The organism is Pseudomonas sp. ok266 (genome assembly GCF_900110195.1).
Taxonomy (GTDB): domain Bacteria; phylum Pseudomonadota; class Gammaproteobacteria; order Pseudomonadales; family Pseudomonadaceae; genus Aquipseudomonas; species Aquipseudomonas neuropathica.
On record NZ_FOCU01000013.1, the window covers coordinates 104,018 to 130,640 of the forward strand.

22 protein-coding genes and 1 pseudogene are annotated in these 26,623 nt (G+C 57.3%); 10 read left to right on the top strand and 13 right to left on the bottom strand.

The window, feature by feature from the left end:
* The first annotated feature begins 318 nt into the window (after nt 1-318).
* Nucleotides 319-1,926 (top strand): L-aspartate oxidase, encoded by a 1,608-nt coding sequence (gene nadB / locus BMY54_RS23395; RefSeq protein WP_093438334.1) that lies wholly within the window; start codon nt 319-321, stop codon nt 1,924-1,926.
* Nucleotides 1,927-2,233: 307 nt separating this feature from the next.
* Here the strand turns inward: nadB and BMY54_RS23400 are convergent, their stop codons facing one another.
* The 7 genes from BMY54_RS23400 to BMY54_RS23430 form a co-directional block, all read right to left on the bottom strand.
* Complete coding sequence (locus tag BMY54_RS23400; RefSeq protein WP_093438338.1) at nt 2,234-2,767, bottom strand: hypothetical protein; 534 nt, start codon at nt 2,765-2,767, stop codon at nt 2,234-2,236.
* 241 nt (nt 2,768-3,008) lie between these two features.
* Nucleotides 3,009-4,010, bottom strand: a complete 1,002-nt coding sequence (locus BMY54_RS23405) for a hypothetical protein (protein ID WP_093438341.1) — start codon at nt 4,008-4,010, stop codon at nt 3,009-3,011.
* Nucleotides 4,011-4,065: 55 nt separating this feature from the next.
* Nucleotides 4,066-4,461, bottom strand: a complete 396-nt coding sequence (locus BMY54_RS23410; protein WP_093438344.1) for a hypothetical protein — start codon at nt 4,459-4,461, stop codon at nt 4,066-4,068.
* 199 nt (nt 4,462-4,660) lie between these two features.
* On the bottom strand, nt 4,661-4,963 hold the full coding sequence (locus BMY54_RS23415) for a hypothetical protein (protein WP_093438349.1): 303 nt from the start codon (nt 4,961-4,963) through the stop codon (nt 4,661-4,663).
* 510 nt (nt 4,964-5,473) lie between these two features.
* Nucleotides 5,474-5,947 (bottom strand): hypothetical protein, encoded by a 474-nt coding sequence (locus BMY54_RS23420; RefSeq protein ID WP_139213440.1) that lies wholly within the window; start codon nt 5,945-5,947, stop codon nt 5,474-5,476.
* 261 nt (nt 5,948-6,208) lie between these two features.
* Entirely contained in the window at nt 6,209-6,628 is a 420-nt protein-coding gene (locus tag BMY54_RS23425) for a hypothetical protein (protein WP_139213441.1), read from the bottom strand.
* Nucleotides 6,629-6,877: 249 nt separating this feature from the next.
* Entirely contained in the window at nt 6,878-8,338 is a 1,461-nt protein-coding gene (locus tag BMY54_RS23430; RefSeq protein ID WP_093438362.1) for a tyrosine-type recombinase/integrase, read from the bottom strand.
* 43 nt (nt 8,339-8,381) lie between these two features.
* On the opposite strand from BMY54_RS23430, the pseudogene BMY54_RS23435 reads away from it, so the two are divergent.
* Nucleotides 8,382-8,573 (top strand): annotated as a pseudogene (locus BMY54_RS23435) (L-aspartate oxidase); the annotation flags it as partial.
* On the opposite strand, the gene BMY54_RS23440 reads toward BMY54_RS23435, so the two are convergent.
* Both BMY54_RS23440 and BMY54_RS23445 read right to left on the bottom strand, forming a co-directional pair.
* Nucleotides 8,542-8,994 (bottom strand): protein YgfX, encoded by a 453-nt coding sequence (locus BMY54_RS23440; protein WP_093438367.1) that lies wholly within the window; start codon nt 8,992-8,994, stop codon nt 8,542-8,544. The pseudogene BMY54_RS23435 and the gene BMY54_RS23440 overlap by 32 nt on opposite strands.
* On the bottom strand, nt 8,978-9,232 hold the full coding sequence (locus tag BMY54_RS23445) for an FAD assembly factor SdhE (protein WP_093438371.1): 255 nt from the start codon (nt 9,230-9,232) through the stop codon (nt 8,978-8,980). The genes BMY54_RS23440 and BMY54_RS23445 overlap by 17 nt, the downstream gene beginning before the upstream one ends.
* A gap of 150 nt (nt 9,233-9,382) precedes the next feature.
* Between BMY54_RS23445 and BMY54_RS23450 the strand changes: the two genes are divergently transcribed.
* Entirely contained in the window at nt 9,383-10,324 is a 942-nt protein-coding gene (locus BMY54_RS23450) for a CAF17-like 4Fe-4S cluster assembly/insertion protein YgfZ (protein ID WP_093438376.1), read from the top strand.
* Between the two features lie 35 nt (nt 10,325-10,359).
* Nucleotides 10,360-11,181 (top strand): HDOD domain-containing protein, encoded by an 822-nt coding sequence (locus tag BMY54_RS23455; RefSeq protein WP_093438380.1) that lies wholly within the window; start codon nt 10,360-10,362, stop codon nt 11,179-11,181.
* 105 nt (nt 11,182-11,286) lie between these two features.
* On the opposite strand, the gene BMY54_RS23460 is transcribed toward BMY54_RS23455, so the two are convergent.
* Nucleotides 11,287-12,672, bottom strand: coding sequence for a sensor histidine kinase (locus BMY54_RS23460; RefSeq protein ID WP_093438385.1), 1,386 nt, complete (start codon nt 12,670-12,672; stop codon nt 11,287-11,289).
* Nucleotides 12,665-13,336, bottom strand: coding sequence for a response regulator (locus BMY54_RS23465; protein WP_007911422.1), 672 nt, complete (start codon nt 13,334-13,336; stop codon nt 12,665-12,667). The genes BMY54_RS23460 and BMY54_RS23465 overlap by 8 nt, the downstream gene beginning before the upstream one ends.
* A 236-nt stretch (nt 13,337-13,572) precedes the next feature.
* Between BMY54_RS23465 and BMY54_RS23470 the strand changes: the two genes are divergently transcribed.
* From BMY54_RS23470 to BMY54_RS23490, 5 genes are read left to right on the top strand one after another with little or no spacing between them, the layout of a single operon-like run.
* Nucleotides 13,573-14,865 (top strand): OprD family porin, encoded by a 1,293-nt coding sequence (locus tag BMY54_RS23470; protein WP_093438390.1) that lies wholly within the window; start codon nt 13,573-13,575, stop codon nt 14,863-14,865.
* 53 nt (nt 14,866-14,918) lie between these two features.
* Nucleotides 14,919-15,896 carry a Bug family tripartite tricarboxylate transporter substrate binding protein gene (locus BMY54_RS23475; RefSeq protein ID WP_016984707.1) on the top strand — a complete coding sequence of 326 codons (978 nt, stop codon included), beginning with the start codon at nt 14,919-14,921 and terminating at the stop codon, nt 15,894-15,896.
* 56 nt (nt 15,897-15,952) lie between these two features.
* A complete protein-coding gene (locus BMY54_RS23480) occupies nt 15,953-16,411 on the top strand; it encodes a tripartite tricarboxylate transporter TctB family protein (protein ID WP_016984708.1) in 459 nt (152 codons plus the stop codon).
* Between the two features lies 1 nt (nt 16,412).
* Nucleotides 16,413-17,927, top strand: coding sequence for a tripartite tricarboxylate transporter permease (locus BMY54_RS23485; protein ID WP_016984709.1), 1,515 nt, complete (start codon nt 16,413-16,415; stop codon nt 17,925-17,927).
* The gene (locus BMY54_RS23490; RefSeq protein WP_077571521.1) at nt 17,920-18,954 is read left to right on the top strand and encodes an AbrB family transcriptional regulator; all 1,035 of its coding nucleotides are present in this window, start codon (nt 17,920-17,922) and stop codon (nt 18,952-18,954) included. Before BMY54_RS23485 ends, BMY54_RS23490 begins: the two co-directional genes overlap by 8 nt.
* Nucleotides 18,955-19,073: 119 nt before the next feature.
* On the opposite strand, the gene ung is transcribed toward BMY54_RS23490, so the two are convergent.
* Complete coding sequence (gene ung, locus BMY54_RS23495) at nt 19,074-19,766, bottom strand: uracil-DNA glycosylase (RefSeq protein ID WP_007911441.1); 693 nt, start codon at nt 19,764-19,766, stop codon at nt 19,074-19,076.
* Between the two features lie 132 nt (nt 19,767-19,898).
* Here ung and BMY54_RS23500 point away from each other — a divergent pair, with 132 nt between their 5' ends.
* Nucleotides 19,899-21,011: an enoyl-CoA hydratase/isomerase family protein gene (locus tag BMY54_RS23500; protein ID WP_093438395.1), complete on the top strand. Its 1,113-nt coding sequence runs from the start codon at nt 19,899-19,901 to the stop codon at nt 21,009-21,011.
* A 68-nt stretch (nt 21,012-21,079) separates the two neighbouring features.
* Here BMY54_RS23500 and BMY54_RS31150 read toward each other — a convergent pair whose 3' ends face one another.
* Entirely contained in the window at nt 21,080-26,623 is a 5,544-nt protein-coding gene (locus BMY54_RS31150; RefSeq protein ID WP_093438399.1) for a calcium-binding protein, read from the bottom strand.

Sequence of the window (26,623 nt, forward strand, 5' to 3'; positions counted from 1 at the left end):
CTGGCACCGACTATTGATCTTGGGCCTTTGGCAAAAGTTCCAATTATTTATAGCCTTCACCACCTGACATTGGGCGACCCTGTGCAGAAAAAGGCTGTTTCAGCACCGATACAGTCGTCTTTTCCCCAAACGGGTGAGAAAAACTTCCGACGAAGCACACGGTTTTTTCGGTCACAGTAGTTTCACAATGCCATATCGGCCCGGCTATTGTGCCGCTCCCCCCCTCTATATACTAGTGGGCTGTGTGGCTGTCTTGACTCGCCGATCCGGCAGTCCTGCACCACCCCCGACCCGGGTCGCTTTGAGCGGAATCCTGTAATGAGCCAACAATTCCAACATGATGTTCTGGTCATTGGCAACGGTGCTGCCGGTTTGAGTCTCGCGCTGACCCTGCCGGGTCATTTGCGCATTGCCGTATTGAGCAAAGGCGATCTCGCCAACGGATCCACCTATTGGGCCCAGGGCGGCGTCGCAGCTGTGCTGGATGACACCGACACTGTCGAATCCCACGTCGACGACACCCTGAACGCCGGCGGCGGTCTGTGCCACGAAGACGCAGTGCGTTTCACCGTCGAGCACAGCCGAGAGGCCATCCAGTGGCTGATCGACCAAGGCGTGCCCTTCACCCGCGACGATCAGTCCGGCACTGAAGACGGCGGATTCGAATTTCACCTGACCCGCGAAGGTGGCCACAGTCACCGCCGCATCATCCATGCGGCCGATGCCACCGGCGCTGCCATCTTCAAAACCCTCCTGGCCCAGGCCAAAGAGCGTTCGAATATCGAACTGCTGGAGCAGCGGGTCGCCGTCGACCTGATCACCGAACGACGCCTGGGCATGGAAGGCGAACGCTGCCTCGGCGCCTACGTACTCAACCGCAAGACTGGCGAAGTCGACACCTACGGTGCACGCTTCGTGATTCTGGCCTCGGGCGGTGCTGCCAAGGTCTATCTCTATACCAGTAACCCCGACGGCGCCTGCGGTGACGGCATCGCCATGGCCTGGCGTTCGGGTTGCCGGGTGGCGAACCTGGAGTTCAACCAGTTCCACCCGACCTGCCTGTATCACCCGCAGGCCAAGAGTTTTCTGATCACCGAAGCCCTGCGCGGCGAAGGCGCCCATTTGAAGCTGCCCAATGGCGAACGCTTCATGTCCCGCTTCGACAAGCGCGCCGAGCTGGCACCGCGTGACATCGTCGCCCGGGCCATCGACCATGAAATGAAGCGTTTGGGCGTTGACTGCGTGTATCTCGACATCAGCCACAAACCCGAAGCGTTCATTAAAAGTCACTTCCCGACTGTTTATGAGCGCTGCCTGGGATTCGGCATCGACATCACCAAACAGCCGATCCCGGTCGTCCCGGCCGCGCATTACACCTGTGGCGGCGTGATGGTCGATCAGAACGGTCGCACCGATGTGCCGGGCCTGTATGCCATCGGCGAAACCAGCTTCACCGGCCTGCATGGCGCCAACCGCATGGCCAGTAATTCGCTGCTGGAATGTTTCGTCTATGCCCGTTCGGCGGCGGCGGACATTCTCGCGCAACTGGACGATGTCGCCGCGCCAAGCGCCCTGCCCGTCTGGGACGCCAGCCAGGTCACCGACTCCGACGAGGACGTGATCATCGCGCACAACTGGGATGAACTGCGGCGGTTCATGTGGGACTACGTCGGCATCGTGCGCACCAACAAGCGCCTGCAACGGGCGCAGCACCGTGTGCGCCTGCTGCTGGACGAAATCGACGAGTTCTACAGCAACTACCGAGTAAGCAGAGACTTGATTGAACTGAGGAACCTTGCTCAGGTAGCTGAACTGATGATCCAGTCAGCGATGGAACGCAAGGAATCTCGGGGTCTGCACTACACGCTGGACTATCCAGAGATGCTGCCAGAGGCGAAGGATACGATCCTTACACCGACCAGATGAGGCACGTTAGGAGACCTGAGCGTAGCACGCTAAGACCCCGTTTTGTAACAGCTTTGCGCCATATTTGTCCCAGCTCTGGGGTCTCTATCGTCTGCCTATGAGGGTCTCTATGGCGCCTGTGCGGGCCTGCGCGAGGGCCTACGGGGGAACCTTGGCAGTCAGTATTAATGAGGTGGTCTTTCAGATTTTTCTGTCAGATTCTCATTAAGAGGTCTTGAAGTGCCCGTACAGCCACAAGACCAGATGGACAACCATGCAGACCCAGTAGGCAGCCTGTAGGTTGTCCATGAGATTTCCTTAAGTTTGGTTATCGTGCCCTCAAGCCCAGCTCTGCGGCTTTTTGAGGACTCAAGTGGCCCCGCATTACGGCAGCCTTGAGACCAACCTGAGTGTTCTTGCGGGGAGTCTTGAGGGACTTCCAGTCGCACCTGTCATTGAAGGTCATGCGCCTGAGGATGTCTGCGCTATAGACGTTACCCAGCGAGGCCATCTTATCGGCCACCAGCATTGCTACCTCCGGCATCTCAAGGATCGCCTCGAAGGCGTCATAGACCATATCCTTGAAGTCTTCGGAGACCCACCCGGCATACTCGATGGTCGCCCGTTTGGTCGCAAATACCTTGGAGCCGGAGCGACCATTGTTTAACGCATGCAGAAATTGCATTCGTTCCAGATGCTCAGCGGTTTTGGTTCGCCATTGGCCGGGTTGCTTGCCCTTGGGCAGTTCCAGAGTCTTCCAGATGTCTGTCAGATCCCACATACCGGAGTCGTTAGCTTTAAAGGCTTGTCCTTCGATGATGATAACGTGAGAGGCATGCTTGTGTTGGATGTCGATTGTCATTTCATGGTGTCCTTTTTGTTTGCTCTCTGAGTTCGCTCCCACAGACCAGCACACAGACCCCATGACGGGTTCTGGCCGGTGGCACAGAGAGCAAACAGAAAGACTGTGTATGGATGATTGCCCAGCGACGGGCGAAGGGTTGAAGCGAGATTGCCTATCCTCGTTGGTGAGGGGTTTTGTTAAGCGTTGCCCCTGCCGATCCCTCTCGGGTCGGGCTTACGGGGCTTCCAAAGGATATTCCTCAGGTCAGCTTGATGTTGGTAATCATCGGGAAAGCCACGGTTTGAGTTTGAAGACCATCCGCAGTCAGCTTCACTTTGACCTTGCCGTTAGCCACGATGTCCACAACTGTCATGATCTCCACGTCCCAGCACTGATGGGCGCCATTACGGGTCGCTTGGATCCTCCAGATGTCCCCGTTACCACCTTCGCGATAACTCAGCGAGGTGAACATTTTAGGCAGCAGGAACAGGCCACGGTCAGTACCGCTATAAGGCTGCACAGAGGCACCAATCAGAGACTCAATGTCTTCAACACCTGCACGCTGAGCAGCACGCTCAAGAACCGCGAGCAACGACACCGGCAGCAGAACCACAAAGTCCGACAGCGAGCTACCTACGGTCTGGTTGATGTTCATCGTCAAGATGTCGATCAGATCCTCAGCGACCTCCACAGGCTTACCGGTTGGCTTAGTCGCTGACACGCTTTCAGTGGATGGAGCGCTAGAGAGGATACCGGCGATCTTGCCAGCGGCATCATGTTCGATGTCCCGTAAGAGCTTCTCACCGGTCTGGTGCATTGAGCCTTCAGTGAATCCCGCCATCAGGTTATGGTCGAGGATGGTGAAGCGCTTGCTAATGACCAATGCTGTATCGGTTGGCTCGGTGAAGATCACAGACCCGGCTAGGACTTCGCCCTTCGAGACGGTCTGGTTATCCCAGTTCTTACGAGGATCGAAAGTGACGGAGCGATCAGCCATCGTGATGATTTGCTGACCAGTTGCTTCAGAGCCAGCCGGACGGAATTCACAAGGGGTGTGTTCGATTGCCGCTTGGCGCCACTCATCACCGTTGAGGTAATCGTTGAGGGCCTCTGTAAGGGCTTCAACATAGACGGACACATCGGTGGCCGCTTGTGTCTCCACACAGACATCAGCCGTATTGAAGCGGATCGACCCATTTTGACTATCGGTGAGAGCAGTGCTGTAAGTCGATGGTTTGACGTATTGGTTAAGCTGTTTCATTGGAATAGGTCTCCTGAAGAAAAGTAGGGAAGTGATTGGTGCAGGTCTGGAGCTATCAGCCGTTATTACGGGAGCGTGCTGCCAAAACCCTTTGAGCTTGTTCACGGATGGCAGCAGCACGGGCTTCTCTTTCAGCTTTCGCTTGGGCCAGTTCGCGTGGCGTCCGCTCGCGTAAACGCTCAGCACGCTCGTCAGCTTCCCGCTGGAGTTGCTCACGGGTCTCTTTCTGCTCCCGTTTGGTCATGAAGTAGACCTGAGCGTCCTCTTGGATGGCCTTGAGGGACAAACCGGCTTCCTCGAAGGCTTTGATAACGCCAAACTTGGTGCCGTTGTTCCGGCCACACTGGGCCATCAGCAAGGGCAACATGACGCTTTCGACGTACTCACGATTGAGGGTCTGCCCCGACACAGTTACTTCGTTCTTCAGGACTTTGGTTATGGTGATATTCATGGGTTTGGATCTCCTATGAGGTGACCCTTTGATCGACCTTGGCGCCATAGACGCGCACGACAAGACGGCAAGGAGGGAGCCGCATGGGCATCTTCCAAGGTCGATCAAAAGGTTCTTGGTTTGGGTTATGTGGCTAATGCTGGATCAGGACATGGCAAGCCTGAAGGCATCTGAAGGGCACCAGTGAGGCGACACTGGGTTATTGCTGAGCTGCTATGGGACGAGCTTTGAGGATAACGGGAACACCCTTCACGGCTCCGTAAAGAGCGATCAGGTCGAGACCAGTAGCAGCCATAAGAGCCTCAAGGGACTTCATTAGGAATGTTCCCAACTTGCCCGAGACGAACTCACTGGTTTTCTCTGGGGGCCGGTTAGTGAAAACATCGAGAGCTTTTAGATCGAACAAAGCGGTAGCGGATCGACCGGTCATTGCCGATTCGATAGACAACAAGGTTTCACGATGTTGATGATCGAGACCATTGAGTTTGAAGTGGAATCGCATGGGCCTCCTTTGAGACGAACTGAGAGAATGGGATATTCATGGTCGCCAGACCAGTCCCTAACTTAGAGAGAGCTTGAGAGAATCTTTAAGACAAAAGCAAAGATTTATTTAAAGAATAATAATCAGAGTTACTCAATGAGTAATCTTTAGAATCTTTAAGTTAAAGGCCCCCATGAACATTGAGCAGTACACGGTGGCCCCAATCCCGTGCAAGGCTTCCCAGCGATGCCCTCAAGAGGCACCGACTAACGATCAGCAATTTCAATGTTCGCTCCTTCCTACTGGAGCCAGACACGGGGTCTGCTTACCGGGGACATTTGAGCGTTGGCGAGCTGGTCGCGCTTGGCACTCGGTGTTCTCTGGTCGGATCCATGGAGGAGCCGGTAGGAATCTGAATAGTCAGCCGGACAACGATTTATTTTCGTTGGTGCGTTGCCCGGTAGCCATAGTGAGGGTTTTTAAATTTCGGTTGACATTTATGCAGGGGTTACCTGAGGAATATTGAGAAGATCAGCGGCTGGTCTCGCCAGTTCCCACGTCCAGATAAACCTTATTGCTAAGTGTCATCCCTCCGCAATAAGTGAAGTACATCCCCTTTCCTCTATTCGGTGAGGACATCCACCCACCCATTTCTTCAAAGTCGCTCTCGCTGCAAATGCCTTCATTGATTAGCTTGCGGGCACCTTGAGAGAATTGCGCTCTATAAAGTCTGTAATCATCCGACCCCTTAATGAGCGCATTATCACCAATTGCGCCATTTGCTGGATCTTCAGGGCGATTCACAGCCAAATCTTTAGCTTGAACCCACTCAGCAAACTTACCGTCCGCGATGCCATTTGAGCTTATACAGGATGCATTTCCATCCTTCACATACTCACTTTTCCCATTCACACAGGAAGCTGAGTATCGTTTAGTTACCCGCACCCACCCACCATTTTCCTCAAGAGCCTTGACGCTCTCTCTGAACATCAGACGACCTGCCACCCCACACTCAATCGAAGGACAGGTGTGTCGATCCGTGCGATCTGTATTAACCCATAATTGACTCTCAGCAGCAGCGGATCCAGAGAGGGCGTGAAGCGTAATAAAAAGCACGGCACTGGAAGTGGAACGTCCTTTGTTCAATTTCAAGCCCTACCTATTGTGATTTATAGGGTATTTGATCGAGAAAATCATACAGTTTTATTCGTCTCTTCAACGCAGCGGTGCAGGGACTATCCGCTAAGTCAATGTTTAAAAAGAAACTTATAAACTCTTACCATCAGCATTTTTTATGGCTTGATCGGCCACATCGCAAATGAATTTGGCGATACTTGAGGCGACATTCCCGCTCTCAAATAGAAAATCATTTTCGAATTTATACTCACCACTAACACTTAAAGTTACCAGCTTTCCCATTTTACTTTTGCAGTCTCCAGCAGAGACGTACCACTTATTCAAATCTATTTTAGATGGCTTAGCGCTGACCATCCTTCCTGCTATTACCGCGATAGGCACATCGCTCTTATTTTTTGAAAACTCAAACGAGCCGGTCTTGGCTTCCCACTTTGTACCATCGTCAGACGTGGCAAGGCCTATCCAATTTTTTTCCGCAGATGCTGAATAACTGAGGAGTGGAAACATTGCCCCCACCAAAAAAACCAAACGCTTTTTATTCACACTCATCATCTTCACTCATCCTATCTGGCGTGATTCACGCGAACCAAAATGCAAACATTGACGACCACCAACTCACGATCCTTAACCAAGATTATTGCGTACTCGAAGAGCGTTCCAAGTAAACGCCTTAAGCCAAATTAAAGCAGATAGCTGCATCACGCGTTTGAAGCCTCCTTTGATGAACCACTTAACGATATCATTAAGGCATCACTCAGGCGACAGACCAGATTTCAGTCATTCAGAAGCAGTGAGTATCTAAGCGAGCAAAGCTGTCTTCAAGGCCTCAGCCAGCCGCTCTACCCCCACAGAGCTTCCAGCCCCGTACAGGTCGTTACTGATAGATCCCGAAGCGTGCCCCAAGATTGCCTCGTTGATTTCCACTTGGGTCGCAACGGCCTTCAGCGCTCCTGCCAATGAGTGACGGAGTGAGTGGAACGTCTGTGTCCGATCAGCATTCAAGCTCAGAACATCTCGAAGAGTGCCATTGAGAACCGCAGAGAACTGCCCAGCTCCCAGCTTGAACAACTGCGAGTCGACCTTCTCGACAAACCTAAGGAACGCTTGAAGGTCAAACCCATAGGCCCCATCGGTCAGCGGTACCACACGGATCGCATTCTTGGTCTTGGCTGTCTTGCCATCGTTCCTATTAATGTCGATGACCCAGACTCCTTTGCCGTCAGTGCCTGGGATCTTCTTAACGTCAGCCTTGGTGAGCTGCCTCAGTTCCTCAATGCGAGTTCCAGTGATGACCCCAAGAGACAATGCCCAGCCCTGCCACGAGTCAACCGGGAGCGTCTTGGCGTGGGCCATGAGTGCCTTTACCTGATCCTGTGAAAACGCCTCACGGGAGCTATCGGCGCCTTTGGTAGGCTTCAGACCCTTATCGAAGCTCTTATCGATATAGCCGTTATGTACCGCCCAATCCATGACAGTGGTAAGGCGGGTCAGTATCTTCTTCACGGTTGACGCTGAGCGATCCTCAAGGAGCTTTTCCTTCAGAGCCACCATGTCAGCACGTGTGTGGATCTTCAGATCAAGCTCACCCAGCACAGCAGCAATAGCCCCACAGGAAGACTTTATGTCCCGCATAGTGCTTGCCTCTACGTGTTCCTTGCGCTCGTCCATGTAAAGCTCAGAGATGGCCTTGAAGGTCAACGGCTTGGAGGCTTCAGCTGATAATACAGATAGAGACGGACGCAGGGCCACAGACGTGCTACAAGGCTTACCTTTAAGTTCTCTAACGATCTCGACCAGTTTCCCCGGCCTCCCATTCAGGCGCTCCTGAGATGCCTCAATGATCTCCAATGCCTTCCCCACTGCTCGTTGCTGATTCAGGCTCAAGGACATCTTGGCGCTGGCCTCTCGGAGCGCTTCATGATGCTCATCGTGGATCATTTCATAGGCGACCAATGAGCTATCCCCGTGCGCCATCGCCAAGGATGACTCGGCGATGTCTACCAGACGCTCACGAAGTTCGCCCCAAGTAGCCTCAGGGTTGTCGAAGTGATACGCCTTGAGGGTCTTGAGGATGTCCTTCGAGATGGTCATAGCGGTGGCCTTGTCGGTAGTTCTGAGCGAAAGCGTGAAGACGCCCGCAGCGGTGCCTTGAGGGCGAAGGCGAAGGTAATAGCGACCAGACCGGCGATAGTGGTACGGCTTGGCGAGCGCAGTTTGTAACAGGTTTGTCCCACTTTGGGAGCGGTGGTTGACGGTCATCGGCTGAAACCCCTGTATCCATTGGGTTTAGCCTCATAGGGTCGAGTTCTACAGCAACTATAAGGTCAGTCGCGATCTGATCGAACTGCGCAACCTGGCACAAGTCGCCGAACTGATGATTTGCTCAGCCATGGAGCGCAAGGAAAGTCGCGGCCTGCATTACACCCTCGACTATCCCGACCTGTTGCCTGAGGCACTCGACACTATTCTGGTGCCGCCCACCTACGCCGGCTGAACTTGAGCCGCACTCGCAGGCGCCGGTGCAGATCCGCCGCCTGCGAGTCCCGTGGCACACAGATTGATCTGACCCGCCATTCCCCACGCAGACGAAAACGCAACACCACGATCAACGGCAGCGCCAGGCTGTCCGGCCTCAACTGCACGGCTTGCCAGCCATCCGCCTGATTCCATAACTGCCAGCCATCGGCGTCCCGGCGCAATCCGCGAAACGCCTGAGGGTGATTTAGCAGAATCTGCCGAGGCAACACCCAATATCCATGAAGCAGACAGCCAAAAGCCCCGAGCAAACTTGCCCAGAGTGGAATAGAAAGCAGGAACAACGAACCCAGTGCGAACGCCTGGGCCAACAGATACGCCGCCAGCAACTGCCGTGAGGCATGCCAGCGGCATTCGAACGTGTTACTTGGGCTGGACACGGTCCAGGATCATGCGAACCATGCGCTGCAGCTCCGGATCTTCAGACTCGCTGCGCTCCATGAACCAACCGAACATGTCCTGATCCTCACACGTCAACAGACGGACATACAGATCGCGATCCACCTGATTCAGGTCTGCATAGACCTCCTTCACGAACGGCACCAGCAACACGTCAAGCTCAAGCATGCCGCGACGGCTGTGCCAAAAGAGGCGATTCAGTTCAACTTGTTCGACCATGGAGCCCTCCTCAAATTTGGCGGCAAGTATACAGCGCCGAGGCGGGTCGCACAGTCGGCTTTGGTCGGGCACCACCGATCCTTTATCAACTACCCATTTCACCAACGCGCCCTTATGATGTGCCCCAGTCTATTTACCCTGCGAAGACCCATGGCCGATTCTGCTTTTTTCTGCACCCTGTCTCATGAAGGCGTTCTCGCGGTTCGCGGCGCGGATGCCGGAAAATTCCTGCAAGGCCAGTTGACCTGCAATCTCAATTACCTGAGCGACAGCCGCGCCAGCCTCGGTGCTCGTTGCACACAGAAAGGCCGGATGCAGTCGAGCTTCCGCATTCTGCTCGAAGGTGACGGCGTGGTCCTGGCGATGGCCAGCGAGCTGCTGGAGCCGCAACTGGCGGACCTGAAAAAGTACGCGGTGTTCTCCAAATCGAAACTGACCGACGAAAGCGCCGCCTGGGTACGCTTCGGCCTGGAGCACGGCGACAGTGCCTTGATCGGTCTTGGTCTGGACCTGCCGGCGGAAACCGACAGCGTTGTGCGTCACGATGACCTGATCGCGATCCGCGTCTCGCCCGACCGCGCCGAACTCTGGGCACCGGCCGATCAGGCTGACGCGATCAAAGCCAAATTGTCCGAAGCCCTGCCTGAAGCCGAGCTGAATCAATGGCTTCTGGGCCAGATCCGCGCCGGTATCGGTCAGGTCATGCCAAGCACTCGCGAGCTGTTCATCCCGCAGATGCTCAACCTGCAGGCCGTCGGCGGCGTGAGTTTCAAGAAAGGCTGCTACACCGGCCAGGAAATCGTCGCGCGCATGCAGTACCTGGGCAAACTCAAGCGTCGTCTGTACCGCTTGAGCCTGGACGCTGCTGATTTGCCGGAACCTGGCACACAACTGTTTGCGCCGAGCCACAACAGCGCCATCGGCGAAGTGGTGCTGGCCGCCAAGGCCGGGCAAAACATTGAACTCCTGGCGGTGCTGCAGGCCGAAGCTGCCGAAGCCGGTGATTTGCATCTGGGCACCCTCGAAGGTCCCGCGCTGCATCTGCTCGACCTGCCTTACGAACTGGATCGCGACCGCGAAATCCAGCGCTGATCGCAGCATTTGTTGCAACACCCTAGAGAGTTTAAATGAGCGAACTGGCGGAAAAAGTCCAACAGGATTTGGTTGCGGCCATCGATAACGATGACCTGGTTCTGCCCACGTTGCCGGAAGTGGCCCTGCAGATTCGCAAGGCCGCTGAAGACCCGGAAATCAGCGTCAGCGACCTGAGCAAAGTGATCGGCCGTGACACGGCACTGTCGGCGCGCCTGATCAAAGTGGTCAACAGCCCGCTGCTGCGCGCCGCGCAGGAAGTCACCGACCTGCACACAGCCATCACCCGGTTGGGCATCAATTACAGCAGCAACCTGGCCATCGGCCTGGTGATGGAGCAGATCTTTCACGCCCGCTCGGAAGTGGTCGAACAGAAGATGCGCGAAGTCTGGCGCAAGAGCCTGGAAATTGCCGGGGTCAGTTACGCGTTGTGCCGCCGCTACACGCAACTCAAGCCCGATCAGGCAGCCCTTGGCGGGCTGGTGCATCAGATCGGGGTACTGCCGATTCTGACTTACGCCGAAGATCATTATGAGCTGCTGTCGGATCCGGTCAGCCTCAACCATGTGATCGACCATATTCACCCGTTGCTCGGCGACAAGTTGCTGCGCGTGTGGGAGTTTCCGGAACGATTGGTGGAGTTGCCGGGGCGCTATCAGGACTTCAAGCGCGACTCGACTGCTATTGACTATGTCGATCTGGTGCAGGTGGCGAGCCTGTATTGCCACAAGGGCACTGACCACCCGTTTGCGCGGATTGATCCACTGAGCGTGCCGGCGTTCAGAAAGCTTGGGATTGATCCGGAAAACAAAGCGCTGTGTGAAGATCTGGAAGAGTCGCGGACGATGTTTTATTGATCCGGAACCGAGGCGCGACCTTCGCGAGCAAGCTCGCTCCCACATTGGAGTGCATTCCAGAGTGGGAGCGAGCTTGCTCGCGAAGGGGCCAGCAAACCACCACAATCAGCCGGCGATAAAACTGACCCGCACCTTCAACCCCGCCTGCTCGCCATCATGCAAGGTGATCTGCGCCAGATGCGCCCGGCAGATCTCGCCAACAATCGCCAGGCCCAAGCCTGAACCCGCCACCTGCTGATTGCGCCGATAGAAGCGCTCGAACACCCGATCGCGCTCTTCCAGCGGAATCCCCGGGCCGTCATCTTCAACCTCCAGCACCGCCGGCGCCGTCACCCGCAAAATCACGTTGCCGCCCGATGGCGTGTGCGCCAAAGCGTTGTCCACCAGATTGCTCAGCAACTCATTCAACAACGTCGGTTCACCGCGCAGCCACACCGGTTCGTCCGCCTCGAGCGCCAGGGCCACCCCGCGCTTGTGCGCCAGTGGCGCCATGGCCATGCCCAGTTCTCGGGCCAACTGACTCAGATCGAGCAACTGCGCGCCGCCCTCGGCAATCGCACGGGCGCCGTTTTCGACCCGCGCCAGCGACAGCAACTGATTGGCCAGATGCGTCAGGCGATCAGTGCTTTGTGCGGAGGACTCCAGCGTCGAACGCCAGACCTCGGCATCATTGGAACGCAGGCCCAGCTCAAGCCGCGCCTTCAGCGCTGCCAAAGGCGTACGCAACTCATGGGCGGCATCGGCAATGAACTGCGCCTGTCGCTCAAACTGGCCACGCAAGCGCTCGGTGAAGTGGTTAAGCCCGCGCACCAGCGGCCACAGTTCATGTTGCACTTCAACCAATGGCAGCGGGCGCAAGTCGTCGGGCTGACGCTCTTCCACCGCCGTGCGCAAGCGCTCCAATGGGCGCAGTGCCGCACTGACCGCGAACCAGACCAGCAACAACGCGCCAATCGCCAACATGCCCAAACGCAGCAAGGTATCGGCGGCCAGACTGCGCGCCATGCTCACCCGCGCTTCGTCGGTTTCGGCCACGCGGATTTCCGCCATGCCATTCATGTTCGGCTCCGTCACCGCCTTGAGCAGACTGACCACGCGTACGTTCTGACCGTTGTAGGTGGCGTTGTAGAAGCGCGCCAACGCGGGATAACTGTCCGTTCGCGGCGTCCCCGGTGGCGGGCCGGGGAGGTTTTCGTAGCCGGAAATCAGCTTCTGATGGATATCGTTGACCTGATAGTAAATCCGCCCGGCGCTGTCGTAAGCGAAGGTATCGAGTGCGACGTAGGGCACATCGGCGCTCAGTGTGCCGTCACGCTGCGACAGGCCCGCAGCGATGGTCCGCGCCGAGGCCAGCAACGTGCGGTCATACGCGGTGTCGGCGGCTTCGCGACCATTCCAGTACGCGCTCAAACCGCTGGCGAGCATCAGCACCACCAGCAGCAATGCGAGGTTCCACAGCAAACGCCAGCGCAGGCTGCTGGGCTTATGCATCGCGGCTTTCCAGCAGATAACCCAGACCACGGAACGTCACGATCGCCACCGGTTGGCCGTCGAGTTTCTTGCGCAAGCGGTGCACGTAGATTTCGATAGCATCGGGGCTGGCCTCTTCGTCGAGGCCGAATACCTGGGACGCCAGTTGCTCCTTGCTCATCACCCGTCCCGGCCGGGCGATCAGCGCTTCCAGCACCGCTTGTTCGCGGGACGTCAGGGTCAGCAACTCTTCGCCGAGAGTGAAGCGCCGGGTGTCGAGGTCGTAGGCCAGCACACCGCAGCGCTGCTGGCGTTCACCACCGAGGACACTGCGGCGCAGCAAGGCTTTGACGCGTGCTTCCAGCTCAGTCAGCTCGAAAGGCTTGGCGAGGTAATCGTCGGCGCCCAGATTGAGGCCATGGACGCGATCCTTCACATCGCTGCGCGCCGTCAGCATCAACACCGGCAGATTCTTGCCGCGTGCGCGCAAACGCGCGAGCACCTCGAAACCGTCCATGCGCGGCAGGCCGACATCGAGGATCGCTACGGCGTATTCCTCGCTGCCCAATGCCAGATCGGCAGCCACGCCATCGTGCAACACATCCACGGTCAGACCGGTGCTCTTGAGCGCCTGTGCAACGCTTTCGGCCAGTTGCAGATGGTCTTCGACGAGCAGAACACGCATGGATTTTTACCTCGTTCAGGAATGGCCAACGCCACGCTTTGCCGCGGAGTTTACAGCCGCAACCGCCGCTGTGAAGCCCGAAAACCTTGAAAGTCAGCTGAAAGGTTAGTGAAAGGTTAGCCGGTTAGAGTCGGCCCACGGACAGTCCGAACTGCCGTCGCTGATGCCACACAGCGTAAAGAAAAACGCCTTGAAGCGTTTTCGACCAATAAGAACAATAAACGGAGTACACCCGCATGCCGTCCATGCAGCCTCAGGCCTCCACGCCTGTTCGCCCTTCCCGTTTCAGTCACACCGCCCTCGCCAGTGCCGCCGCCCTTGCCGGTTTTTCGCCGTTGAGTTTTGCCGACTTCATTGACGACAGCAGCGCCACGTTCGAAACCCGCAACATGTATTTCAATCGCGACTTTCGCGATGGCACCAGTGCTCAACAGTCCAAGCGTGACGAATGGGCTCAGGGATTCATGCTCAATCTGCAATCGGGTTACACCGACGGCACCGTCGGGTTCGGTGTCGATGCGCTGGGCATGCTCGGGGTAAAACTTGATTCAAGCCCGGACCGCACCGGTACCGGCCTGCTGCCGACCCATGATGACGGACGCGCGGCGGATGAATACTCCAAAGTCGGCCTGACCGGCAAAGTGAAAATTTCCGCCACCGAGCTGAAAATCGGCAGCCTGATTCCTGAACTGCCGATCCTCAAACCGAACGACGGGCGCATCCTGCCGCAGACCTTTGAAGGCGGCTTGCTGACCTCCAAAGAGATCAAGAACCTGACCTTCACCGGCGGCCGCCTGGAGAAAGCCAAGGATCGCGACAGCACCGATTTCGAGGACATCGCCCTCAACAACAAGAACAGCCGTTTTGCCGGCACCGCCGCTGGCAAGCACTTCGATTTTGGCGGCGTGGACTACAAGTTCACCGACAAGATCACCGGCAGTTACCACTTCGCCCAACTCGACGAAGTCTACAACCAGCACTTCTTCGGCCTCGTTGCCTCGCGACCTATGGGTCCCGGCACGTTTGCCACTGACCTGCGTTTCGCCGTCAGTGATGATCAGGGCGCAGCCCGTGGCGGCGAGATCGACAACCGCTCGCTCAACGGTCTGGTCAGCTATGCGCTGAGCGGCCACAAGTTCAGCGCCGGTTATCAGCACATGTCTGGCGACAGCGCCTTCCCTTATGTCGATGGCAGCGACCCGTACCTGGTCAACTTCGTGCAGATCAACGACTTCGCCGGAGCTGAAGAACGCTCCTGGCAGGCTCGCTACGACTTCGACTTCGCCAAACTCGGCATTCCAGGCCTGAGCTTCATGAGCCGCTACTTGAGCGGTGACAACATCAAGCTCAAGAACGGTGAAGAAGGCAAAGAGTGGGAACGCAACACCGAGATCAAATATGTAGTACAAAGCGGCGCCTTGAAGGATGTCGCCGTGCGTTTGCGTAATGCCACTTACCGCTCCAACTACTCGGCTCGCGATGCAGACGAAGTGCGTTTGCTGGTGAGCTATAGCGTTGCACTTTGGTAAATGCCCGTAAGTGAAAAACACGTCGAATAACAACAATGCCCGTGGAGAATCGAATGAACCTGTCACTGCGTAAAGTTGCACTGGCCGCCAGTTGCATCCTGTTTGCCGGCCAACTGATGGCCGAACCGAAACGTCCGGAATGTATCGCCCCGGCCTCCCCCGGCGGTGGTTTCGACCTGACCTGCAAACTGGCGCAGAGCGCCTTGGTCAACCAGAAACTGCTGACCAAACCGATGCGCGTGACCTACATGCCCGGCGGTGTCGGCGCGGTGGCGTACAACGCCGTGGTCGCGCAACGTCCGGCGGATGCCGGCACGCTGGTGGCGTGGTCGAGCGGTTCGCTGTTGAACCTGGCTCAGGGCAAGTTCGGTCGCTTCGATGAGACCAACGTGCGCTGGCTGGCAGCGGTTGGCACCAGCTACGGCGCCATCGCGGTGAAGAGCGATTCGCCCTACAAGACCCTCGACGATCTCGTTCAGGCACTGAAGAAAGATCCAAGCTCCGTGGTGATCGGCTCCGGCGGCACCGTCGGCAGCCAGGACTGGATGCAAACTGCACTGATCGCCAAGGCTGCCGGGATCAACCCGCGTGACCTGCGTTACGTGGCGCTCGAAGGTGGCGGCGAAATCGCCACGGCCCTGCTCGGCGGGCACATCCAGGTCGGCAGCACCGACATCTCCGACTCCATGCCGCACATCCAGAGCGGTGACATGCGCCTGCTCGCGGTGTTCGCCGACAAACGTCTCGACGAGCCGGAGATGAAAGACATCCCGACCGCTCGCGAGCAAGGCTATGACATTGTCTGGCCAGTGGTACGCGGCTTCTACCTCGGGCCAAAAGTCAGCGATGAAGACTACGCCTGGTGGAAAGACGCGTTCGACAAACTGCTGGCCTCCGAGGATTTCGCCAAGCTGCGCGATCAGCGTGAACTGTTCCCGTTCGCCATGACCGGCCCGGAACTGGACACCTACGTGAAGAAGCAGGTGGCGGACTACAAAGTGCTGGCCAAAGAGTTCGGCCTGATCCAGTGATCGCCTCTGTCTAGCGGCTGCGTTCCCGGTGATGGGGACGCAGCACAGGAGCTCCCATGCTTATTCAACGCATTTTCGCCTCAGTGCTGTTGCTGGTCTGTGCCGGCCTGGCACTGATGGCGTGGCCGTACCAAGCGGCTTTTTCCTACGAACCGGTGGGCCCGCGCGCCTTCCCTCTGCTGATGCTCGGCCTGATGGGCGCGGCGCTGCTGTACATGGTGTTCCGCCCGGCACCGATCAAACACAGCGATGACGAGCCGCCACTGGATCGCGAAACCCTGATCAAGATCGCCGCTTGCGTCGTCCTGCTGCTGGTATTCGCCGGCACGTTCGAACCCCTGGGTTTCATCATCGCCAGCATCATCACCGGCGTTCCGATGGCTCGCCTGTACGGCGGCCGCTGGCTACCGAGTGTGGTGATCATCAGCCTGATGGCGATCGGTCTTTACCTGCTGTTCGACCGTGTGATGGACGTTCCGCTGCCTCTCGGCCTGCTCAGCGTTCTGGAGAACTGATATGGATACTCTTGGCTATTTGGGTCAGGGTTTCGGCGTCGCGCTGAGCCCGTACAACCTGGTGACCGCGCTGTGCGGCACACTGATCGGCACCGTCGTCGGCCTGTTGCCGGGCCTGGGCCCGATCAACGGCGTAGCATTGCTGATCCCCATCGCATTTGCCCTCGGCCTGCCACCGGAGTCGGCGCTGATCCTGCTGGCAGCGGTGTATCTGGGCTGCGAATACGGCGGCCGGATCAGTTCGATCCTGCTGAACATTCCAGGCGAAGCCTCCACCGTGATGACCACCCTCGACGGTTACCCGATGGCCCGCAAAGGCCTTGCCGGTGTGGCGCTGTCGCTGTCGGCGTGGAGTTCGTTCATAGGCGCGTTCATTGCCACCTGCGGCATGGTCCTCTTCGCACCGTTGCTGGCGAAATGGGCGATTGCTTTTGGCCCCGCGGAATATTTTGTGCTGATGGTGTTTGCGATCGTCTGTCTCGGCGGCATGGCCGGTGACCGTCCGCTGAAAACATTCATTGCCGCGTTGATCGGTCTGTTCCTGTCAACGGTCGGCATCGATGCCAACAGCGGTGTGTACCGCTTCACCGGCGACAACATTCACCTGACCGACGGCATTCAGTTCGTCGTGTTGGTGCTGGGTCTGTTCTCGATCAGCGAAATTCTCCTGCTGCTGGAAAAAACCCACCACGGCCAGGAAGCGGTGAAAGCCACCGGCCGGATGATGTTCAACTTCAAGGAAGCGGCCTCGGTATTCGTGGTCAACGTCCGTTGCGGCGTGCTGGGTTTCATCATGGGCGTGTTGCCGGGTGCCGGCGCGACCCTCGCCAGTGCCGTGGCCTATATGACCGAAAAACGTCTGGCCGGCGCCAGCGGCAAGTTCGGTGAAGGTGACCCCCGTGGCCTCGCCGCGCCGGAAACCGCGATCGGCGGCGCAGCCTGCGGTGCGCTGGTGCCGATGCTGACCCTCGGCGTACCCGGCTCGGGCACCACGGCGGTGATGATCGGCGCCCTGTCGCTGTACAACATTACCCCGGGTCCGCTGCTGTTCCAGCAGCAACCGGACATCGTCTGGGGCCTGATCGCCTCGTTGTTCATCGCCAACATCATGCTGGTGATCCTCAACATCCCGATGATCCGCATCTTCACCCGCATCCTTGCCGTGCCGAACTGGGCACTGGTGCCAGTGATCGCGATCATCACCGGGATCGGCGTCTACGCGGTGCACGCCACTACGTTCGACCTGTTCCTGATGATCGGTATCGGCATCTTCGGTTACATCCTGCGCAAGCTGGACTTCCCGCTGTCGCCGCTGCTGTTGGGCTTCATCCTCGGTGAGTTGATGGAGCAGAACCTGCGTCGCGCCCTGTCGATCTCCAACGGTGCGCTGGAAATCCTCTGGTCGAGCCCGATCACCCTCGGTGTCTGGGTGCTGACGGCGATCATGCTGCTGATGCCGATCATCCGCATCTGGCGCAAACGTTCGGTCGCGCGTCGCGCCATTGCCGATGTTTGATCGCGCTTCACTGAAATCCTGGTGGGGAACCCCGCTGGTCGGTCTGCTTGGCGGTTACCTCGCCAGCCAGATCGGCTGGCCACTGCCGTGGATGGTCGGCTCGTTGCTGGCGATCATCCTCGTGCGCTGCCTGACCCCGTGGCAACTGACGGAAATCCCTGGCGGCCGCAAGTGCGGTCAGTGGATCGTCGGCATCGGGATTGGCCTGCACTTCACCCCGGTGGTGATGGAGCAGGTGCTCAGTCATTTCGGATTGATCTTCTTCGGTGCGCTGGTCACCAGTTTGTCGGCGGTGGTCGGCGTCTGGCTGATGCGCCGCACCGGCGAGGATCGCGCCACGGCGTTTTTCTCGAGCATGCCCGGCGGTTCCGGGGAGATGGTCAACCTCGGCGCCCGTAACGGCGCGATGCTCAGTCATGTTGCGGCAGGGCAGAGTTTGCGGGTGCTGGTGGTGGTGCTGTGTGTGCCGGCGGCGTTCAAGTACCTGCTCGGCGATGGCAACCCGATTTCTCACGCTGGCAGCGTCGATTGGCGCTGGCTGGCGATTCTGTTTCCGGCGGGCGGTCTGCTCGCCTGGCTCTGGCAGCGTTTGCGCCAACCCAATCCGTGGCTGTTCGGACCGTTGCTGGTGAGTGCGGCGGTGAGCATTGGCTGGGATTTACACATTGGTTTGCCCAATGGCGGCAGTCAGATTGGTCAGTGGTTGATTGGCAGCGGTCTGGGTTGTCACTTCAATCGGCAGTTTTTCCGCCGTGCACCTTCATTCATGGGGCGGACATTGATCGGCACGGCGTTGACCATGTTGATTGCGACACTGGCGGCGTTGGGGTTGAGTGCTTTGACCCATCTGGATCTGCGTTCGCTGACGCTGGGCATGATGCCCGGCGGGATTGCCGAGATGAGTCTGACGGCGGAGACGCTGCAATTGTCGGTGCCGTTGGTGACGGCGATGCAGGTGATGCGGTTGCTGTTTGTGCTGTTTCTGGCGGAGCCGTTGTTCAAGTACTGGAATCGTAATCCCGAGTAAGTCTGCAAGACCGAGTTGCCTTCTTCGCGAGCAAGCTCGCTCCCACATTGGTCATGTGAACGCCGCAAAACCAATGTGGGAGCGAGCTTGCTCGCGAAGGGGCCCGCTCAGCCAATCGATCAAATCGGCGGCAAACGCCACTCGATCGGCGTCTCGCCATTCTGCTCGAGAAACTTGTTGGTCCGGCTGAAATGCCCACACCCCAAAAACCCGCGATACGCCGACAGCGGCGACGGATGCACCGACGTCAGCACCAGATGCTTGGTCGCATCGATCAGCTTCTGCTTGCTCTGCGCATGGGCGCCCCAAAGCATGAACACCAGATGCGGCTGGCGCTCGCTGACCAGTTCAATGATCCGGTCGGTGAAAAACTGCCAGCCCTTGTCTTTATGCGCATTGGCGTTGGCGCGCTCGACGGTCATGGTGGTGTTGATCATCAACACGCCCTGATCGGCCCAGCTCTGCAGGTAGCCGTGATTGGGAATATCGATGTTCAGGTCGCGCTTCAACTCTTTATAGATGTTGACCAGCGACGGCGGCGCCGGCACGCCCGGTTGCACCGAGAAGCACAAGCCGTGGGCCTGGCCCGGGCCGTGATACGGGTCCTGGCCGAGGATCACCACCTTCACTTTATCCAGCGGCGTCGAGTTCAGCGCGTTGAAAATCATCGGTCCCGGCGGATAGATTTCCTTGCCGGCCGCCCGCTCCTGCTGCAGAAACTGGCGCAACTCTGCCATGTAAGGCTGGTCGAACTCAGCACGCAGTGCCTCCTTCCAGCTCGGTTCGAGTTTGATACGGTCGTCAGCAGTCATGGTCATACCCGGCAAAAACAATGGGGCGAACCCTAGGAAAGCCGACCACGCTTGTCAATTGATCTGATGCAGATCCGGCACTTTCCCACACAACGATCATACTGATCGTTCAAATTCCCGATCGAGGTCACGATGAATCTGCACGTCGAAGAACTCACCGGCACCGACGGCGCCCGCATCGGTATCGCCAGCCTGGATGCTGAAAAATCGCTGAACGCGCTGTCTCTGCCAATGATCAACGCCCTCAGCGACAAGTTGAACGCCTGGGCCAAGGATCCACAAATCGTCTGTGTGCTGCTGCGCGGTAACGGCGCCAAAGCCTTCTGCGCCGGCGGCGAGGTGCGCAGCCTGGTCGAGGCCTGTCGCGCCCATCCCGGCGAAGTCCCGCCGCTGGCTGCGCAGTTTTTCAGCGCGGAATATCGCCTGGATTACAGCCTGCACACCTATCCGAAACCGTTGATCTGTTGGGGCCATGGCTATGTGCTCGGCGGCGGCATGGGCCTGTTGCAAGGCGCGAGTACGCGGATCGTCACACCGAGCAGCCGTTTGGCCATGCCGGAAATCACTATTGGTCTGTATCCGGACGTCGGCGCCAGTTGGTTTCTCGCGCGGCTGCCGGGCAAACTAGGTTTGTTTCTGGGCCTGACCGGTGCGCACATGAACAGTCGTGATGCGATCGATCTGGATCTGGCTGATCGCTTCCTGCTTGACGAACAACAACCGCAACTGATCGAAGGCCTGCTGCAACTGAATTGGCAGGAACAGACCGACATGCAGCTCAACAGTCTGCTCAAGGCCCTGCAGCAGGAAGCCGTGGCGCAGATGCCCGAGGCACAGTGGTTGCCACGTCGTCAGCAGATCGACGAACTGCTCGACGTCAGCGACGTGACCTGTGCGTGGAAAGCCATCAGCCTGCAACGCGACAGCATCGATCCGTTGATCGCGCGGGCAGCGAAAACCATGAGCGAAGGCTCGCCACTGACCGCGCATCTGGTCTGGGAACAGATCATCCGCGCCCGCCATATGTCGCTGGCCGAAGTCTTTCAGATGGAATACACCCTGAGTCTCAATTGCTGCCGGCATCCGGAATTCAGCGAAGGGGTTCGCGCGCGGTTGATCGACAAGGATCAGAAGCCGCACTGGCATTGGCCGGACGTCAATCACGTGCCGGATGCAGTGGTCGAGGCGCACTTTCACAAGGTTTGGGAGGGCCGACATCCGTTGGCGGATCTGACGCAGTATTGAACTGACGCGATGCTCGCGATGACGACTGGATCCCCATCGCGAGCTGCCTCAATCGGTCGCCATAAGACTCAGACATTCAGCTCGTAAAACTGAATGATCTCCGTCATCGCCCGCTGCGCTTCTTCGTCGCCCTTTATCAAAATGTCTTCGACATCCCTCAATGGCGGAAGAGGATGCAGACGTTCAGCAATCTGCATCGCGCTGTAGTCTTGAGTCGCTGTTCCTTCGCTGACTCTTATGAAGCCGATAGCGCTTTCGCCTGCGGCAAAATGATTGGAAACCCGGATTTTCGGTGCCATGCCGTAATCCACCACGATCACCAGATCATCGCGCTCACGGTGAAACTTCAAGTTGTCGATCGTCAGCCTGCGTTCGGAAAAGTCGATCCCGTCAAGGCCGTCTCCGCGATTGATGATCACGTCCCTGCCGAGGCCATCGTATCGGTAGATATCATTTCCGGCGCCGCCGGTTAGCGTGTCATTGCCCGGCCCACCCAACAGCAGATCATCACCGGGGCTGCCCGTGAGCACGTCATCCCCTTCCATGCCTCGGATTTCCCCCGCGCCGCTTATCGTGTCGTTGCCTCGACCACCGACTAACGGCAGCGCCCGTCCGTCTCGCAGAGACGTAAAACGCGTTGAATTGTTAACGGTTACACCCGTATGAAAAGTCTCGGGCGCAGGGCCTAGCTGACTTGACTCCAAGAGTTGTTTCAAACTCACGACCGACCCATCGGCGAAATTCAAGAGCTCAATCCCGGCCCCCTCGAGTTCACCATTGAGGGGCAAGACGATGCGAACTTTCTGTATCCCACCCCAATTGATATCGAGTGTCGGATGGAGCATTTTCGCTCTTGGCGGATTGCGGTGTGCCCCGCGACCTGGGTTGGGTTCCAGTTCGACATGTGTGGTTTCTATCAGCGCAGCACCCCAGCTCAATTGCAGTGCATCGCACTGCGCATCTGCTGGAAGGACGACAGTGTCCTGATCGATCAATCCGTACTCGTCTTTCCACCCCGCTGCGCCAACTTCTGCTCGGTGGAAAACAGGGTTCGGCACATCCGCAATCGTGGTAGTTGCTGCGGCGTGCGCTTGCACGATGTAGGTATCGGCACCGTCTTCACCGTAAAGCCAATTATCCCCTGCCCCACTGACCAGATAGTCGGCGCCCTCGGAGCCCAGCAAGGTATCGTCACCTGCACCTGCGGATAAAAACGCGCCCGGTGTTCTGTCGCCGACAGTGCCGTAGTCAAGTGGGGAGCCTGCATAGGCGACAATCAGATCGTCTCCCGCGCCGCCGTGGAAAACGTTTTCCACTTCGACGTTGACTCGCCCGCCGGCATCGTCGCCTGGGACGATTTTGCGTTTGATCGTTTCAGTTGTGACATCCCAGCGAAACGCCTTGGGCACCGTTTCCCCCGAATCGAAGCTTGCTGCCGGATAGATGTACCAGCCCTCAAGCGCGCCGGATTCCTTACGGTCTTCAACCAATACATCTCCCGTATTGAATGAAAAGCCGGTGGCCGAGCCGGATCGATAATAGCGAGGCGCTTGACGTGAAGAGGCTATCGTCCCATCGGCTTTCACCTGTTTATGTTCGACACGAGTTGTGGTTTTCGACTGCCTTTCACTGACCACGGCATGCCCTGCATCAACCTTCATCCATGACGGCGTTTCAGACAGTGTTCCCGCTTCTACGCTGTCATCGCTCAGCTCGGTGTGAGTGATGTAACCGGTGTCGCTAGTCGTGATATGACTGCGAACCCAGACGCCTTGATCACTCAAGGTGAAACCTGTGGCGTGTTTGCGGGCGGAGCGTCTGGATTTGATTTGCGCGAGGAATTTTTCAGTCCAGTCAACGGAGTGATCAGATGCCACAGGGCGTTGCGCCGCGATGGTTACATCGTCTGGCAGAACCGGGTCATCAACTTTGCTTTGCTGGATTCCTGTGGCGGTTACAACTTCCGGTACAGGTGACTCGGGCACCTTTATCGGCGGCAATGTTTTGCGCAGGACATCCTCATAACCAAGTACAACGCCATCGCTGAAACTGAATGTGGAATCCTTCCACTGCTCGTGACTCTTGATGAGTATCGCGTCGCCCGCGCCATTGAACAGCCGCAATACCCGGCCTACGGAAACATCAATGATGTCGGCTTTCAAACTTTCCGCAGAGAACCCGGCACCGAACTTGATGACATTGCTGCCACCTGAATCGGTAATAACGTCAAGACCATCACCCACCCCGAAATAGTAAACATCAGCACCGTCATGGCCTTCCAGCACGTCGTTACCGGCCCCGCCATCAAAAACGTTATTGCCGGAATCGCCACGAAGGTGGTCTACACCCTCCCCGCCCAATAACGTGTCGTTGCCACCACCGCCGAGCAAGGTATCGTTGCCTGAACCACCGTCCAGATAATCTGCGCCATGTTCGGCTTCGGCTGTCTGCGCGTAGTCGCCGGATAAAATGTCATCATCAGCGCCGCCATAAAGCGTGTCGGCGCCCAAGCCGCCCAAAAGGGTATCGTTTCCTTCATCGCCTTGAAGGTAATCATTGTTGATTCCACCTGGCTGCAGGTTGGACACATCGCCATCCATCGCGTCAGATCCTGCCCCACCGATCAGGGTATCGGAACCACCCATTCCATGAAGTGTGTCATCGCCCGTTCCGCCATCAAGTAAATCATTACCGTGATAACGAATCGGGTGCTCAGCATAATCCCCAGCCAGCACGTCGTTACCTTCACCTCCGAACAGCAGATCATTCGCCCCGCCGCCCCAGAGTGTGTCGTCTCCCGCACCACCGTCCAGCAGGTCATTTCCAAAAAAGTGGGCGGCGTCACCGGCAACGCCGCTCAGTACATCGTCATCCCCGTGGAGAGTGTCATTACCTGAGCCACCATAAATCGCATCGGCTCCACCGTTACCAGCGAGCCAATCATCGCCAATGCCACCGTCCAATACATCGTTGCCATGGTGTTTGCTTTGCAGGCCACCGCCCCAATCGAGGTTGTCTCCCATTAATGTGTCGTTACCACTTCCTCCGGCCAGCGTGTCATTCCCGCCATCCCCTCCAAGAAGATCATCTTCAGTTCCGCCATCAAGCAGATCGTCGCCCCATCCGCCATTGAGAACATCGCGACCGCCCTGGCCGTAGAGAACATCGTTATCTCCCTGCGTCGAACTGTTAAAGGAGGCCTTTGAAAAGACAGTTCGGTGACTGGTGACACCACCGTCTATAAGAACGTCGACGCGTTTGAATCCCCATTTCTGCTCCAGCGCGCCCGTCGTTTCATCCCCTGATAAAACGTCATCTCCCGCACCTCCAATCAGCGTATCCCGATCGTTACCGCCCAGAAGCACGTCCTGGGATGCCGTACCGATGAGCAAATCGTGACCTGCCCCGCCATCAAGCCAATCGCCTCGAGCGGCTTTCCCTTTAGAGTCACCAGCGGCCATGGCTTTTTCGAGCGTCGTCTGTTTATCCCCAAACAACTGATCGTTTCCGTCCTTGCCGAACAATCGGTCTGATCCACCAAGTCCTAGAATGATGTCGTCTTTTGCAGAGCCGTAGAGCACATCGGCCTTGTTTCTCTGTTTTACGTTGGGCAATAGCAAGGCGTTGCCCAGCTCATCGTATGAGAACTGATCACCGGGAACATTGGGGTCGATATCTTTCGCTTTCCAGTCGCCCTGGAGAACCAGATCGGGAGCAGAGACCGTATGGTCTTGGTGTTCAGGAAGTCGGATGCCAAGCATCCCGGGGCGGAAGTTCTTGATCACGACGAGGTCGTTCAGGCCATATTTGATGTTGAGGGTGGGTTCAGTGAGTTCTTCGATGAGGGTCAGGGTGATGGCCTGATCCTCGGTCGACCAGATACTGCTCAAAGGGGCGCGACGTTTGAGTGAAGGAATCGCCGCGCCGTTGATCCACAGCTGCCCATTGGCGTTGGCGTCGAAGATCTCATCGATGCCATCACCGCTGGAAAACTCATAGCGGTCGCTGCCTTCGCCACCGCTCAAAGAGTCGTTACCCTTTCCTCCGACCAGAACATCATCACCGGCCATTCCGTGCAACGCATCATTGCCGTCGCCTCCGCCAAGCAAGTCGTTGCCGCGTCCACCCTCGATGACATCGTGACCTGCCAGTCCGTTGATCGTGTCATTGCCCGCGCCGCCATACAGATGATCAGTGTTCGCACCGCCCGCGAAAGACCGCGCACCGTCATCGCCGAACATGACCAGCGGATTCAACACACCGGTGGTCATCGGCGCCTGTTTGGCTGAGGCGAGATCGGAGTAGGAAAACTTCTGCAGCGAGTGTTCTCCAAACGAGCCCTGGGTTCGGGCAATCAACCGGGCCAACATCTGCGCACGATCGGCAAGCCATTGCGCGGTGATGAAACCTTCGCCGGTCAGCGGATCGTAGAGTTCCAGTCCGCGTCCGGGGTAACCGTCATCGCGCTCGATGACGATTTCACTGAGTTGCTTCAGGGAATTGCGCAACGCCAGGCCGATGGGTGTCGACTCGCCAGCCAGTTTTGCCCATGAATTGGCGTTTCCGTATTCACCTATTGACCGGGTGACGATGCTTTGGGACTGCTCCGGTGAAAATGCCGAGAAGAATGCGTAAGCGTTGGTGGCGAAGGTTGCATCGGTGGTAGATGGCGCTGCTGAATCGCCGTCGTAGGTGCGCTTGAACATGTCCAGGAATTCGTTCTGGCCATAGCGCAATATCAGGTCGACCACGGCGGAAACTGGCGTGCCTCTAACGACATGCTGAATCAGCGGATTGAGGCTGCCACTGGCGAGCGCGATATTGATTTGCTCTGGCACGACGGAAAGCAGACTTTGCAATGGATTGACGCCGAAATTGCTGATCGCCGCTCGCAGGCCGACACTGTAGGAATCGATGGCGAACAGAATATTTTTATAGTCATCGAGCCTGTTGGCTTTTGTTTGAGTCGGCGGGCCGCCATCTTCCCCTTGCGCATCACCCGCAGAGATCAATCTCCAGGTTTCATAGGGCGGCGCTCCACCCAACAGGCTGAATCCGACTGTCCCTGACCAGCCGGCGTTATGGCTCACGGCGGTATCCTTCTCTCCGCAAGCCTCACTAAACAGTGCCTTGCCGATCGCACTGGCATCAATCTCTGCAATCTGGCTGATGGATGGAACCGTCCAGGGTGCCAGCCGACCCGCGAGGGATCCGTCGATCAAGGTATTGATGAAATTGGCGGCGACCTGATTCGATGACAGCTGCATCAGGTTTTCACTGAAGATTTTATTCAATCTCAGTTCACCTTGCCGCGAGGTGTAGCCGCGAATCAGGGCGGAGTAGGCACCGTTTCCACCGTTGGCATCAATGGCCACGGCAAGCCAGAGCCTGGCGCTTTTCAGAATTTTTCCCGCTTCATTATCGACAACGATAACCTCAGAAACTCTTCCGCCAATAATATCGAATAGTTTTTGATACAGGGGAGCGCAGCTAGCCCCTGCTATTCCCAGTGCCTCGTACTCAATTTTTTTTGAGAGAAGCCTCATACCTTTGCAAATATTGGCTGCGTTAAAGATCGCTGTTTTTTCAATATCGCTAAAAACATAAGTCAT